Origin of the sequence: Aquimarina addita (assembly GCF_039539305.1) — a bacterium.
Taxonomy (GTDB): domain Bacteria; phylum Bacteroidota; class Bacteroidia; order Flavobacteriales; family Flavobacteriaceae; genus Aquimarina; species Aquimarina addita.
In genome coordinates, this window is the sequence record NZ_BAABCW010000011.1 from 117,038 (window position 1) to 131,761 (window position 14,724).

Below are 14,724 nucleotides of genomic sequence, written 5' to 3' on the forward strand. Positions count from 1 at the left end.
TAAAATAAGGTGTTTACATGTGTTTAGGTACAAATAGGGTACAAGTGATTCATTATTCAGGATTATCCTTCTTGTGTTTAGAACTCCTCTTTTTATGACCTATAAAACCTTATATCGACTTGTTAGGGATAATAAAGCCATTTTTAATGTACTCTCTAATATAGTGAATTAGGTAATTTTTCTTTTCTATTTCAGATTCAGTTAAATCTATATTTTTAGATATATTCTCTATGTAACTTAAGAAATTTATCCAACCGTTTCTTAAAAAAGGGTTGTCGTTTAAATCTGTTTCAGTCCATTGAGTTTTATTTTTTATTAATTCTTTGGCTTGCTGGATTATATCCTCTTTATCTTTTTTTGTGACAAAAAGAGAAGCTAAAGATTTAACATCAAAGAATCTCACTATTTCTAAAGGTTCTAATTTAATAAAAAATTCGAAAAAGTTGTTCTTTAAATACTCCTTGTAAATGTTTGATATTTCATCATAATATAATCTTAAATAGAAAGGTTTACAATGATATTCAGCACAATCGTATAATTTATTCGAAATTTCTTGAATTGATCTTTCTTTATTCGCGAATTTCTGGAAAAGTTTAATTGTTTTTTCTTTTACATAGGAACGATTTAAGATATCTAACCCTTCTATGTCATTTTTGTTAAAGTAGCTTCCAAAAAAATCATTAGGGTAAGAAATATTTTTAATGCCAGTAGAATAAAACTCATTGAGTTGACCTAGAAAATTTCCAAATACATCATCAATTTGAATAAAGATTTTAGTATTTGAAAGCTCTTTAAAACCGTCAATAGATTCCCCAAAATGAAGGAGATGAAGAAGCTCTGTATGACTTATTTGAATGGATAGGTATTTTTTGATAACAGTTATCGCTTGATCAAAATCTTGAATATTCTTAAGGTTATCTTCCCTTAAAATATAACTTTTTATATCATTTAATAAAGAGTTCTTATTACTCTCGTTCAATACTCTAGAATCAATTAATGAAGATATGTTATGTTCTTTATGAGCAGTAAGTAAGTCTGAATAAGAGAAGGATTGATTATAAATATTATTGTTTAGATATAGAGGCAAGTATCTTCTTTGATTCATTCTTTTAGAACCTTCTTGATTAAGGTTTTGTTCATTATCATAAAATAGGTACTCTAAAACAGAGAATATCGTAATCTTATCAATATTTTGAATATCTTTTCTGTTTTCAAAAAAATATAACTTATTTTTTTGAAGTTTAAGAGTGGATTGATCTCCTAACCAAAAATTCAAAAGCTTTCCTTTAAAACTATCTATTAACCAGTAATATTTAAAAATTAGTAGCTTGAATACTAGATAATCTCTGAGTTCTACGTCATCGATTTTTTCAAGTGTGTCTATATTTGTAATTAAACTATTATAAAATCTTTTTATATCTCTCCGTGTGTCAAAGAACAATAAAGGAGTTAGAGGAATTGAATTAAGATCATTTTCATCCAACTCTTTATTATTAATTAGTAGATTATCTAACGAAATATCCATCCAAGGATGGTCTTCGGTATCGTATTCGAAAATTTTATTAAATTCTTTAATAATCGCTTCATTTTTTCTTAAAACAGAGGATTTTTCAATCAAATCTTTCAAATATATCCAAAGTCCATTTTGAGGTAGTTTAGGTAGATTTATTTCGAGATTAAAAATTTTATTAAGATAATTATGATCAAAACCTCCTTCCTTTATTACATAGTTTTTATCAAAACCACAAACGAACACAGTGTTTTTGAAATTGGCTACATTCCTTAGAATTCTTATAACTTCAGAAATTTCATTTTTATTCAAGCGATCTAAATCATCAACGAATACAATTATTTTTTTATCAATACGATTGATTAAATTTTGAATATTAGCGTAATAGTCCTCTATACTGGAATCCGTGCTAAGTATATCGTTATTTAAAAATTTTATTCCATTACTTTTATCTATTATAGCAAAAAGCTTACTTAAATATTGATTAATTGAAGTTTTGGCATCTCCCGAATATCTAGAAAGCTCTTTTTTTAACTGATTGAAAAAATTATTAATTATTGATTTTTCATCTTGATGCTGCCAAGCGTTAAACCAAAAGGTGATAGGAATATGGTTTTTAAATTTTAAATCATATTTTAATCTGTATTCTAACCTTTTTAAAAAACTTGTTTTTCCGTGACCCCATTCTGCATTTATGCCTATTATGAAAGCGTTAAGTGGGTTTAATTGAATGATCTTAGGTAATAATTTATTAATGATTTTTTCATTGTCTATTGTCTTATTTCCTGATATTGGTAAATCCTCTTTGTATATCGAATTTATGGATTCCTGTTCAATAAATAAAAATCTACCGATTATAGCTTTTAGATGATCATAAGGTTTAAAATCCTTAAAGAAATTTCTTATGTAAAGAACAATAATACCGATTCCAACTAATAAAAAAATATCAGTATAGTAAAGATTTGAAAATGTGATGTTTTTAATCTTAATGAATTTTAAATTATCTAATTGATTTATCCTCAAGACCAAATAGGAAACTGCGAATAGTAATAACCAAAAGTTAAACTGTTTTGAAATGCGATAATTCTTTATTAAGAACCAAATAATAATAATGATGATTATGATATTAAGTGCTATAAAAATAGTTTCAAAATTTTCACCATTCACTTCCTTTTCTGCTAGGAAACTGTAGGATATTAATAAATCAGAAATTCTATTTTCGAATAAAATAAAAACTAAAAAAAGAATTGCCCATATTACGCAAATTCTGAAATTCCTCCTGCTAAATAGCAAGAATTTATTTGTTAATCGAATTAGTTTTTCTATCATAAAGTATTAAATATGAGATTGATAAAAATAGTAATATGTGAAATTAGAAATATGATTTACCTAAAAATAGAGAGGATTTGTTACATTCTCAGATTGAGTTTGGTTAAATTATGTTAATTTGGGGAATATTCAAAGAAATTATTAAACAAACTGGTATTTTAGAATTATGTACAGGTATCTAGTGAAAAGAACAATAAAACATTTTAATGATTCCTTTTTGGATGGAGTGGTAATGCTGTTTGTATACTTGTCAATTGTGGTTTGGCTTCCATTATTGTTATTACTCGATTTTTTCGAAATCACTCCTGAAAAAGTAAAAAGAACTGATTTTGAGTGTGTTAATATTTATTCGCATAGATATAACCTCTTAATACTATTCTCAATATTGATTGTTTTCTGTTTATTCTGTTTTGTTATAGACAAGATATTAAATGGATTAGAATGATTAAATTGATTAAAAATGAGATGACATTAGTCTATTAATTTTTCTTATATTTTAGATATTGTAAACAAAATATTGATAGGATTCGTTTTGAAAAACTATCAATTGTAAGGCTGAATATACCAATAGGGTTATAATATTATATCATTGGGTTCACATTCTAACGCTGTAATAATTTTCAATAAAGTTAATAATGTGAAATTAGATCCTTTAGTGCTAATTCGAGATAAATTTGATCTCTCAATGTTTGCTTTGTCAGCAAGCTCTTGAATTGACATTCTTTTTTCAATTCTCAAATCATTGATTCTTTTTCCAATTGCCCTTAATTTTTTATCATCAATATTTTTCATAAAACAATATTCAAGAAACATAATTGATTCAACCGTGTAAATATTTACACAAAATGTGTATTTATTTATACGGTTTTTTTTAATTTTGCTATCTAGAAAAATATTATGAAAGAATTAAATCAAGGAGAGTTGATTAGAATAGCGGACGATTTAAAACTAAATTATGGCAGTAAGAAGGAGTTAATTGATGACTTAGATGATTTGATGTATTTATTAAATCACATAGATCGAGATTATTTTACTCAAAAACAGCAGCAGAATATTGCTTTCTTTTTGAAGTCATTTAAAAAAATCGCAGAATCTTAGAAATAAAACTTATGGTATTGAAAAAGTTAAGAAATTATCTTGAAATTTCAAATGCACATTGCTTTTTCGATTTCCTGATAGGGGATGCTTTCTGATCTATTTATTTTTGCCATCAATTTTAGATACCTCTTCGTTGGTTTACCATTGTAATACTTTTTAAAGTACTTTCCGTAAAGTTCTTGGTAGTGTTGATTTGAATCAAAATAGAAACCGTAAGCCTTGTCCATTTGTCTCCATTTCTTACTTTGGATTTGTTTTTCATACATCCCACTAGGTAGCGCAGAACGGTGAATAAAACGTTGGTCTATAAAATGTAATTTTCTACATCGTTTTTTGGTGAAAGGACAAAGGAAATACCACACTATACCTTTCCCTAAATTAGAAGGCAAAGAAACTAATGGCACTTCATATTTATAAGATTTGTCATTACAATTGTAGCTAAGAATTAATACTTTTTTTATGGTATTCATCTTTGTTGCTATAGAGATATTACTAGTTTCTATTCCATTTGTACTCCAAGTAAGTGTACCACTTTTATAATGGCAGTGATTTAAGTAACCCCATTTTCTAAGTAATGAAATATCAATGCTTTTTACTTGATCAAATATGAAAGGAAATGTATGTGGTTTTGGCATTGTAAATCGTTTTATCTATTCATTAAAGCAATACGTTCATCCCTGTTAGTATTCCATTTCTGAATGATGACTAAATACTTTTTATAGCGTTTTGTTATTTTACCACAATAGTATTTTTTATAATACTTTCTATTAGGCTCATTAAGTATCTTCTGAGTTTTGGGTATGTTAGGTTGTAGTTGAAATAATTTTCTCCAATACTTGCTTTCTGATTGCACGGTGTACATAGCTTTGGGTATGTTACTTCGATGCATAAAACGATTATAAACAAATATCAAATTTCTACACCTTTTACCAGAAAATGGGCAAATAAAAAACCAAACTAATCCTTTACCTAAATTAGAAGGTTCTGATTGTAAGTAAATAACTTGCTCTACGGGTTCGCTGTTAAAATCATAATAGTTTAGAATTACAACCTCATTGCCCTTTTTCATTATTGTAGTTATTGTAATATCTAAATCCTTAGATTTGTTAGAAGTCCAACCAGTTGAGCCAGTAACTTTATAGTTAGGCAGAAAGTAATTACGCTTAGACAAATAACCAGTTGAGAGTGTTTTTTGTTGATCGATTAGTAAAGGAGCTGTATAAGGTTTTGGCATATCTCAGAATTTTTGAAACCTAAATCTTTAAGGAAGGTTAGTAGTAATGTAATTTATAATATTAGGTTTTGTTAGGTAGTCGGCAATGTCAAAACCTTGTTTGCGCTCATTATCGGTAGCTTTTTCTTCTAATAGAGTAGAAGTTCGATAAGTTGCTAATTTTGATAGCTTATGTATTTTATCATTCCATAGGTCAAAGCATCCTAAATCTGGAAAAAGCACAACACTTCTACCTTTTAAAACCATTGTTTTTTCATTGTTGAGGTTGTGCACACTACCACAAGCTAACCAGACAAATTCAGGTAGGAACACACTAGCTATTATAGCTGTTTTCTCGCTTTCCACAATGGCGACTGGCTTTTCTTTGTGTTTATGGAGTAGGTGTTCTCCAAAGAAGCATTGCTGCAAATGGAAGTTGTCTAGCTTTAATACTTTATGAATCCAATTAATGTGATTGTATGGCTGTTTTATACGTTTTCCAGTCACAGGATTGTATAGCATAACTTTACCGCTTCTAATTTTGCCGAAATTGTCTACTTGCCAAAAAATGGTTGCTCCACTCCAGTGATTAGAAGTGCCGATATTATACTCATTAGCTAAATGAACAGCAACCTCATCATTCCAGATATGAGATAGGTACAGCAAAAAGTTATTAGACAGTCTGTTATCAATGCTTTCTTCTAAAACTATTTTATCGATATAGTTGGGTTCTAGTTTAACCTTTAGTTTTGGTTTCCATATCAATGGTTTTTTTTGCACTTCAGAGATTGAAATACCACCCTCAGAAAAGTATTGTTTCGGCGAAAAATGGTATCCGCATTTAATTGCTCTGGAACATTTACCCGTTTTGTCGTCCAAATATTCTCCAGTACGTTGATCAAGGTAACGAGTAAATACGCCATTTTTTTCGCAATTAGGACAACGATACCTGGTCTTCATCCCGTTGTATGGTTCTAGTATGTATCTATAGTCTTTCAAAATAATTTTGTTGTTTTAGAACCTACATTTGATACACTTTCTACACTATTGGGAGCTTTCTCTATGTAGATTGCCATTCCATAATTCTTTCTTTCGATAGTAAACCCTGCTTTTTTTAATCTTTTGGAAAAAGTACGATTTGAACAAGTCCGATAACCCCCATCGATACAATAAGATTTGTATTCATTATAGACTGTTTTTAAAGGCATATCCATTAGGGTAGAACGTTGATAAGTCTCGTCGTCAAGAAACATCAATACACTATCGCTTTCCTTTTGGTATTGTACTACCTCATTTTGTACTACGTTACTTTCTGTAAAACCTTCTTTTTTAAATAAACGAGTAAGACCATCTAAAACCCAATTGAAAACACCCGAAAGCTCATTATCAATAATTCGTTTAGCTAATGTTTTATCTTGCTCCTGCGATGGTATAGTAACGCGAAAAGGGAGAATAATGAAGCGTCTAAAAAATGCATTAGTATTTTCTACTTCTCTTGGTAACTCATTGCAGTTAAACATAAACCTAGCATAGTCTGTTATCAAGTGAGGATTTCCATAGGGTAGTCTTGCTTCAACTGGTTCTCCCGAAATTAGAAGTTTAAAAATGTTAGCTTCTAATTTACCATTAATCTCACTTGCATAATTCAATAACTTATTAGAAAGCATTGCCCTAGAATATCCGTTTTCTGCTGTAAGTGATTGTAGAGAATAATTTGTAACGTTTTGACTACCCAATAGAGCCATTATGATCTCAAATAAGACACTTTTTCCGTTAGCACCAGTACCATAGAGTAAAAGAACTTTCTCGAGCTTGAGAACGTTATTCCTAACAAAGATATACCCTAAGTATTCTGCTAGAATATCTTGTAATTCTGGCTCGGGAAGTACTTTGTCTAAAAACCCTTTAAAAATTGGCGCGCTTGCTGCACGATCGTAAACAAAAGGTAGTTGGTACGTTATAAAGTCGTTTTTCTTAAACTCTCTCAAGTATTGCTTTTCGGGAGTAATCTCAAATGTACCATTGCTAAGATTTATCAATGTAGTTCCGTGTATGGTTTTAATTTCTTCTAATCCACCGTCTGATATAAATTGCTTTAGTAATTCGTGTTTAAAGAGATGCAGCTTTGCATCAAATTTATCTACTCCCATTTTTAAAGCAACTTTACCTAAGAAATCTTTAAACCTATCTTGATCTATATTTTCCCAATACTCAGAATTAAATAAATAGATCATACCGTCTTTTCTACAAAGGCTAAAACCGTTTTCGTTCGTAACCTGTAATAGAATCTCTACTACGGATACCAAGAAGTGTTTGCCTTTTAGTTTAGCGTTATCACCTTTTAATTTACAATACTCCCTAAAATCTACATAGTCTATGCGATTTAGTATCTCATCCAGAATATTTGATACATTATTTTGCTTAAGAGATATTTTGTCAATTTTAACCTCATCCAGAAGTTTAGTGGTTTCTTCCAAAATATCATCTATATCAATATTACTTATCTCTGTCTGTTTCATTAGAATAAGGTTAATTGGTTAGTGTGGGTCAAATCGTCAAATTCATCAGGATTTGTACTTAAACGTTTTGCAGGATGCATAGTGTAGGGACATACAATATCTTCAATAGATTCTACAAGAAGTCCTTGTTTCTCATATTTTCTCTTGTATCTGCAACCTGCTTCAACTGGGATGTCAAGAGCTTTGCAAAGTGCTTTTTTTGTTGTGGTGATATACTTTAAAGCTATAAAAAAAAGTTGCTCTTCGTTATACTCTTTTTTAAGTTCGGACAGTACCAAACCTGTTCCATTTTCTACCCTAGCTTTTATGTATTTCAACACAGAAACCTTATCTTTACGTTGTCTTTTATTAGGGTTGTTTTTGTGATTATTTTTCATAATTCAGCCCTTTCTTTTTGTTAGACAAATACGCCTCCGCATCCAACTGCAATTCTTTCAGTGTTTTGCTTTTTCCTGTTTTAATCCAATCAATGATTTCGGATTTGAAGAAGTAAAGTCGATTCCCTTTTTTGCTATAGGGTATTTCATTACGTTGACAATACCCGTATAATGTAGGTACTGTTAATCCTGTGAGTTCTGATACTCCCTGTATAGTTATAGGGTTATCGGTTTCAGGTTGAGGTTGTGCCTTTTGAAGTAATAAGGCTTTTAATTCGCTTTGTCCTTTTTGAAGCTCAGCGACTGCGTTTGGCAGATTTTCAAATTTCAATGCTTCCATTGTACTGTTTTTTTAAATTCGAGTACAATAAGGCAGAATTCTGAAGTTAGAATTTTCAGGAATTTTCAAGAACGCAGAGAACCTGTAATAAACCTAGAATAAAATTATTATTATTTTTTGGTTAGGAATTTTGAAGAATAATCATTTAATATTAAAAGCTCTTTTTATTTGATCGATATATTTTGAATTACCAGTTTGAAAGGATTTGTATGGAGTTGATGTACCTGTTTTAATATCTACATTAAAAACTTTACAAAATATTTCTCCAATTAATTTGTAATCAGTGTTAGAATTGATAGAATATGATCTTAGAGCTACAGATAAAGAACCTAGAAAAACTTTTTCAGAGCCATACAATGAACCTCTTCTTAGTTTTAAAATAAGGTCTTTATCCCACATTCCTTTTTCAATGCCTTTTTCAATTAAATCTTTTATTGCAAGTTTAGGTTCAGCGAGCCATATTTTTGTTAATAATTGAATGTTTTCTGATTGTTTAGTTTTTGTTTTCTGTTCAATAGTAATATTTTGCTTCCCATCGTCTTTAAGAGTTTCTCTAGGTATTTCGATTCCTTTTTCTTGTTCTAAGTTTTGGACTTCAGACTCAACGTTTACGCTCAGTGTACTTGAGTGTTTGGTTTTTATAGTCTTATAATCTTTTTCAGAACCACATTTATTAAAATCTTTAAACAATTCAGGATGTTTTTTAATAAGTAACTCCATTTCCGATACAATTCCTGAATAATATCCATACTCCTTACTTGTTTTACGATTTATAATCATTGGATAATTATGTCTAATATAGTTCCAACCTATTTTAAAAGAACCGAAATTGAAATGAAAATAATTATAGTGAAGGTTCTTAATATAAGTTGTGCTATTTATTCCATAGAGTATTTCTAATGTAGGATTAAATTCTTTTTTAAAATATTCTTGCCCCTCTTTGAACCCTATATTATAATCTCTTAAGAAGTCAAGTTCTTCAATATTAATAATAGTATCACTATTCCGTTTTTTTCCTTTAATAAAACCACTAGTTAATATTATGGCTAATTCAGGTGTATAGATTTTAGTCTGACTGCCATCATCAAGATTAACACATAAATACCCATTGGATTTTATTTGATCTTTATGTATTCTGTATAAGTCTGTTTTTCGTAATGTTTTAGGATCAATTTGTTCTAAAGAATATAAAGGATCATCGGCATTGTTCACAGATTCTAATGCCTTTTTTGTGGATTTAATTTTCTCCAAGTAAGGTCTCAAAAGATGATATTTAAAATAATACTGTGTTTCTAAACTACCCCAGGCATGAGGAGAGTTAATTATGTTTTCTTGATAGTAATTGCCATCTAACACTTTTAATAGTGTAATTTCTCTGCGATAATTGTAATTATTAGGGTGATTTTGATTATGAATATCAACTTCTTTTTTTAGAAGTAATTCTTTAGCATTTGTTTCAATTTCTTTAAGCTCATTTAGTTCTGCTTGTATAAATTCTTTTTTCAGTGTTGAGTTTAATTTACTAGTAAAATCCTTACTGTTTATGGTATAGCTAAAAAGTTCTTTAGCATTAAATTTTAAAAACCAATAAGTGAATTCTGGCAACTTTAAACCATCACGAAAATGATCTTTATAGATACTTTCGGGAATTTTTAATGGAGAAATTAAATTATGAGTTTTAAAATCTATTTTTTGCTCTTCTAAATAGTCAAGTTTTTCTGTTATACTACCAATATTATTTAAGACTTTTTGTAGTTCTTCTATTAGATTATTTTCTTCAAGATGTAATTTATAATCTTCAATAAATTCATAATAGCTATTTTCTGCGTTGAAAACAGTTTGATTAAATAAAGCACTGTCAGTTTTTGGACTCTTTGGTTTTTTAATATTAAGTTGACCGATGTACTGTAAAGTTCTTTCTTTAGATAAAAACTCGGTATCTTCTTTGAATCTTTTTAAGTATTCAACGGTTAAATTAAAAGACCCTTCATCATAAGCACCACGTTCTAAGTTTTTTGAACCTAAAAGTCTTACAATAACTTTTTGTTTTTTGGAGGTATCAATGTCATTAAAAACTTCAATCCAATATCCCCGATCTCTATAGGGTATTTCTTTATCAACGTTTTTATAATTTAAATGATCCTCCGAAAGATTAATAATCTCTTCAATTAGCTCGTTTAATTTTGTTTCGTAGATGGGAAAAGTTTGAACTTTTTTGATTTCTTTAAGATGGTTTAAAACTTGTTCTTTGAGTTTTAATTGTTTTTTACTATTAAGTTTATTATAAATGTATTTATATCTACTTTCATATTCTTCGATTCTTTTAAGAACTAATTTTAAATTATTTTTATCGTATGGTTTTATTGGTGATTGTAAAGAAAAAAGTCCGTGCTTCAGATAGTTTTGAAAAAAAACATCAGGATGCACTTCAGATTTACTGTCTGGGAAAGTACCTGTGATCCAGTTCAATATTAAATAACATCTATTAGCTATATCCGCTATCGAATATAATTCATATTCATAATTTTTAATAAAATATGTTTTACCTAGTTCGGTATTGTAAAACTTCCATTTTTCCTCATTTAAATAAATAGCGTGGAAATCTAAAACGGAATTGAAATAATTCCCAGTTTCGGTATCGTTATAAATAAATGGTTTATCAAGTGTTTTATTTGGTAGAGTTTCGAAATCTATATTCCAAAGTTTAATTATATTAGAACATCTTTCATTAATTGTATTGAGAAATCCTAAATTTTCTATTTTAGTCTCCGTTATGTATGTTTGCAGTTCATATTTATCTAAAAATTTGTAGTCGTCTTCGCAAATCAAATAGTTGTAAGTAACTTCCTTGTTTTCTAAGTCTTTATTTAGAAGTTCTTCTATTTTGCTTAATTGATAGTTTAAATGATTAATTATATTCATTTCTTCACTTTTCTTATTCTAAGTCCAATTTAATTTTACTAGCGGCTTCTCTTTTACTTTCATCAATCACCTTAGCATAAATCTGAGTAGTCTTTAAATCCTTATGTCCGAGCATCTTGGATACAGTGTAGATATCAGTACCATTACTAAGTTGTAAGGTGGCATACGTATGTCTGAAACAATGAAAAGTTAGGTGTTTTTGTATTCCTGCGCTGATAGCCCATTTTAATAATTGCGAGTTTTGATGTGCAGAGTAATATAATCCTTCAAATACTTTTTGATTAGCTTCTTTTGGTTCTCCCATTAAAGCATAAGCCTGTTCTGGAATTGGCAAGTATTCATTTCTTTTAGTTTTCTTTTGCTGAAATTGAATAGAATATCCTCGATCTGGGGAATGAACTACTTCACTCCATTGTAATTTTTCAATATCTGAAAACCTCAACCCAGTAAGAGCAGAGAATAAAGATGCTTTTTTTAATATTGGATTTACACAATCCGTATTAGCTAATTTGTTTAGTTCTTCTATAGATAAAAACACCCTGTTTGTATCTGCTTGCTTAATTGGTTTTATTTTTCCGTTGAGGTCATTGGGTAATAAATCGTCCTTAAATGCTTGCTTTAATGTAGCTTTGAATTTATTAAAATAGCTTTGAGCGGTATTTTGTGAAATGGTAGTTTTACTACTTCTCTTACTTTTGGCAGTAAGTAGATAATCACGGTAATCATTACAAAACTTTTCGTTGAGGTCGGCAAATGTTAAACTATTAGCAGTAAAGTCTTTTAGATACGCAAAAGAAGAAATCCAGACAGCGTAGTTTTTTCCGATTTTCTTTTCCATTTGTTCTTCATAATAGCTAATAAAGGAATGTTTACCTTTTTCTTTCGCCTTCAATTGTTCTAATTCGAATGCATTATACACTTCGGGCTTGTTCAATTCATTATCTCTTTTTTGACGTATTTGTTCACCAAGTAGTAAGGTGTTTTTGTTATCTAGTTTTTCTAGTGGTGATTTGGGTTTGTCTATAATATAAAGCCCTAGAAACTCTCTACGGGTTTTTTTGCCTGTCTGGGCAATAGTAATAGGAGGGTAGAAGTCAAGGTATAAGCTGTGTCTACCTTTTGAGATAGGCTTTTTTCTTAAGCTAATTTTAATTGCCATCTGTCTTTTATTCGTTGTCTTTTATTATTAATCGTGTAGAAAGTGTAATTGGTGTACCTTTAAAAATAAAATATTTTCAACTTAGTAACCTGTCAAGTTCTTCACGTTTCACTCTTGTCATTCTTTCCGAAAGGTTTACTGCTTTTATAGTTCCTTTTTCAATCAATCGGTAGGCGGTTCTTTTGGAGCAACCTAATAGAATTGCCGTTTCATTTACAGTAAGAAATTCCTTGGCTTTAATCTGCTCGATAGGCTTACGGATTATTTCTTTAGTCTCTCTATTACTATTATTTATTTTCTCATTGCGTTTACGAACCTTATAAGCTCTTTTGGCGCAATTGTCTCCACAATATTTTGTTACTGTAGTACGAGCGGTAAAATCATTCCCACAATGCTGGCAAATCCGTTGTACTCTAATATTTGTACTCATAAATTAAGAAGTCTTAAGTATCATTAAGTAGTATTAAGAAGAAATAAGTGCCATAATTTCGCCTTAATACTTAAAATTTGTACCTCAAATACTTCGAGGTACAACAAAGGTACAAATAGATGCGTAAGAAACAGGTAATAGATATTAACTAAAATATAGTAATTATTAACAATTAATATTTAAAATCAATTGTTTACATAGGTTATTATGTGATTGGTATTTGTTTGTTTTGTTGGCTTACTTCCCGATACAGAAATTAGCGAAAATATTTCCCAATAAATCATCTGAAGTAATTTCTCCAGTGATTTCTCCAAAGTGAAATAGCGCTTGCCTAATATCTATTGCCATTAAATCACCTGATAATCCAGCATCTAATCCATACTGAACTTTCTGGATTTCTTCTAGCGCTTTTAATAAAGCATCGTAGTGTCTTGAATTGGTAACAATAGTATCATTATTGCGGAGGGCACCTGTGTTTACAAACTCTAAAAGTTTATTTTGTAATGATTCAACTCCTATATGCTTTTTAGCAGATAATAAATGAATAGTTGAAATTTCGGATTGTAAGTGTATAATTTGATTTTCTTCAAGTTGATCCACTTTATTAGCTACAATAATGATTGGTTTTTGAGGATACTTATTTTTTATTTGATTGATTTCAATAACCTTTTCTTTGCCCTTAGAAGAGATGATAGGAGTATTGACTGATTCTATCATTTCAGAACTGTCAACTAAGTAAATGACAACTTGAGCTTGTGCTATCTTCTCAAAAGTTTTTTGAATTCCTAGTTCTTCAATTACATCTTTTGTTTTTCTAATTCCTGCGGTATCGATAAATCGAAAACCAATGCCACCGATAATGATTTCATCTTCAATAGTATCGCGTGTAGTACCGGCAATATCAGATACTATTGCTCTTTCTTCATTAAGCAATGCATTGAGTAATGTAGATTTCCCAACATTTGGTTCTCCCACAATCGCAACAGGAATTCCGTTTTTTATTACATTTCCTATAGCAAATGAATCAATGAGCCGTTTTAATACGGTAGTGATTTTAGAAATCAACTCTTGAAATTGACCTCTATTCGCAAATTTAACATCTTCTTCAGCAAAATCTAATTCTAACTCTATAAGAGATGCAAAATTGAGAAGTTCATCACGTAATTTTTTGATTTCAGAACTAAAACCACCACGCATCTGCTGCATAGCAATCTGATGTGAAGCTTCTGAATCTGAAGAAATTAAATCTGCGACGGCTTCTGCTTGTGATAGGTCTAACTTTCCGTGAATGAAAGCGCGTAAGGTGAATTCTCCAGCATTCGCTATTCTACAACCATTACGGAGTAATAATTGAATGATTTCTTGTTGTATATAACTAGATCCGTGGCAAGAAATTTCTACAGTGGGTTCTCCTGTATAGGAGTTAGTGTTTTTAAAAATAGAAACTAAAACTTCGTCCAGAATGCGTTCTCCATCAATAATGTGTCCCAGGTGAATTGTATGTGTTTTTTGTTTAGCAAGATTTTTACCACTTATTGATTTAAATATAGAGGAGCATATAGTTATCGATTGAGATCCGGATACCCGAATCACTGCAATTGCACCAGCTCCAGATGGAGTTGCTAATGCAACAATAGTATCTTGTGGAATCATAATAATATATAAAGGAACAAAAGTAAGTATTATCCGTATGTAGTTTGTGTTTTTATTGTAAACTTTTTAAGTTGTTGATTTATATTGATTTACTTAAAATAATTTGCTAAATTGGTCATCCAATTTAGGGAGGGAAAAAAGGAATAATAAAATATTAGATATGTGTAAATAAAC

The 14,724-nt window shown here is 29.7% G+C and carries 13 protein-coding genes; 1 reads left to right on the forward strand and 12 read right to left on the reverse strand.

Translation table 11 applies throughout. From position 1 onward, the window contains the following. Positions 1-109: 109 nt before the first annotated feature. Both ABD816_RS13970 and ABD816_RS13975 read right to left on the reverse strand, forming a co-directional pair. Positions 110-2,839, reverse strand: coding sequence for a KAP family P-loop NTPase fold protein (locus ABD816_RS13970; protein ID WP_344928386.1), 2,730 nt, complete (start codon positions 2,837-2,839; stop codon positions 110-112). A gap of 573 nt (positions 2,840-3,412) precedes the next feature. Then, positions 3,413-3,631 carry a helix-turn-helix domain-containing protein gene (locus ABD816_RS13975; protein ID WP_344928388.1) on the reverse strand — a complete coding sequence of 73 codons (219 nt, stop codon included), beginning with the start codon at positions 3,629-3,631 and terminating at the stop codon, positions 3,413-3,415. A gap of 105 nt (positions 3,632-3,736) precedes the next feature. Between ABD816_RS13975 and ABD816_RS13980 the strand changes: the two genes are divergently transcribed. Beyond that, entirely contained in the window at positions 3,737-3,937 is a 201-nt protein-coding gene (locus ABD816_RS13980) for a hypothetical protein (RefSeq protein ID WP_344928391.1), read from the forward strand. A 47-nt stretch (positions 3,938-3,984) separates the two neighbouring features. On the opposite strand, the gene ABD816_RS13985 is transcribed toward ABD816_RS13980, so the two are convergent. The 10 genes from ABD816_RS13985 to mnmE form a co-directional block, all read right to left on the reverse strand. Beyond that, positions 3,985-4,572 carry a hypothetical protein gene (locus ABD816_RS13985; RefSeq protein WP_344928392.1) on the reverse strand — a complete coding sequence of 196 codons (588 nt, stop codon included), beginning with the start codon at positions 4,570-4,572 and terminating at the stop codon, positions 3,985-3,987. An 11-nt stretch (positions 4,573-4,583) separates the two neighbouring features. Continuing rightward, a complete protein-coding gene (locus tag ABD816_RS13990; RefSeq protein WP_344928393.1) occupies positions 4,584-5,171 on the reverse strand; it encodes a hypothetical protein in 588 nt (195 codons plus the stop codon). 27 nt (positions 5,172-5,198) lie between these two features. Then, positions 5,199-6,149 (reverse strand): DUF6371 domain-containing protein, encoded by a 951-nt coding sequence (locus ABD816_RS13995; protein WP_344928395.1) that lies wholly within the window; start codon positions 6,147-6,149, stop codon positions 5,199-5,201. Beyond that, on the reverse strand, positions 6,146-7,669 hold the full coding sequence (locus ABD816_RS14000; RefSeq protein WP_344928397.1) for a DNA primase family protein: 1,524 nt from the start codon (positions 7,667-7,669) through the stop codon (positions 6,146-6,148). The genes ABD816_RS13995 and ABD816_RS14000 overlap by 4 nt, the downstream gene beginning before the upstream one ends. Further along, positions 7,669-8,046 carry a hypothetical protein gene (locus tag ABD816_RS14005; protein WP_344928400.1) on the reverse strand — a complete coding sequence of 126 codons (378 nt, stop codon included), beginning with the start codon at positions 8,044-8,046 and terminating at the stop codon, positions 7,669-7,671. Before ABD816_RS14005 ends, ABD816_RS14000 begins: the two co-directional genes overlap by 1 nt. Beyond that, positions 8,036-8,386 carry a helix-turn-helix domain-containing protein gene (locus ABD816_RS14010; protein WP_344928402.1) on the reverse strand — a complete coding sequence of 117 codons (351 nt, stop codon included), beginning with the start codon at positions 8,384-8,386 and terminating at the stop codon, positions 8,036-8,038. Before ABD816_RS14010 ends, ABD816_RS14005 begins: the two co-directional genes overlap by 11 nt. 141 nt (positions 8,387-8,527) lie before the next feature. Beyond that, positions 8,528-11,308 (reverse strand): hypothetical protein, encoded by a 2,781-nt coding sequence (locus ABD816_RS14015; RefSeq protein WP_344928404.1) that lies wholly within the window; start codon positions 11,306-11,308, stop codon positions 8,528-8,530. A 13-nt stretch (positions 11,309-11,321) separates the two neighbouring features. Continuing rightward, positions 11,322-12,467: a phage integrase SAM-like domain-containing protein gene (locus ABD816_RS14020; protein ID WP_344928406.1), complete on the reverse strand. Its 1,146-nt coding sequence runs from the start codon at positions 12,465-12,467 to the stop codon at positions 11,322-11,324. 76 nt (positions 12,468-12,543) lie between these two features. Next, positions 12,544-12,897, reverse strand: coding sequence for a helix-turn-helix transcriptional regulator (locus ABD816_RS14025; RefSeq protein WP_149622979.1), 354 nt, complete (start codon positions 12,895-12,897; stop codon positions 12,544-12,546). A gap of 237 nt (positions 12,898-13,134) precedes the next feature. Then, positions 13,135-14,550: a tRNA uridine-5-carboxymethylaminomethyl(34) synthesis GTPase MnmE gene (mnmE, locus tag ABD816_RS14030; protein WP_344928410.1), complete on the reverse strand. Its 1,416-nt coding sequence runs from the start codon at positions 14,548-14,550 to the stop codon at positions 13,135-13,137. Between the last annotated feature and the right edge of the window lie 174 nt (positions 14,551-14,724).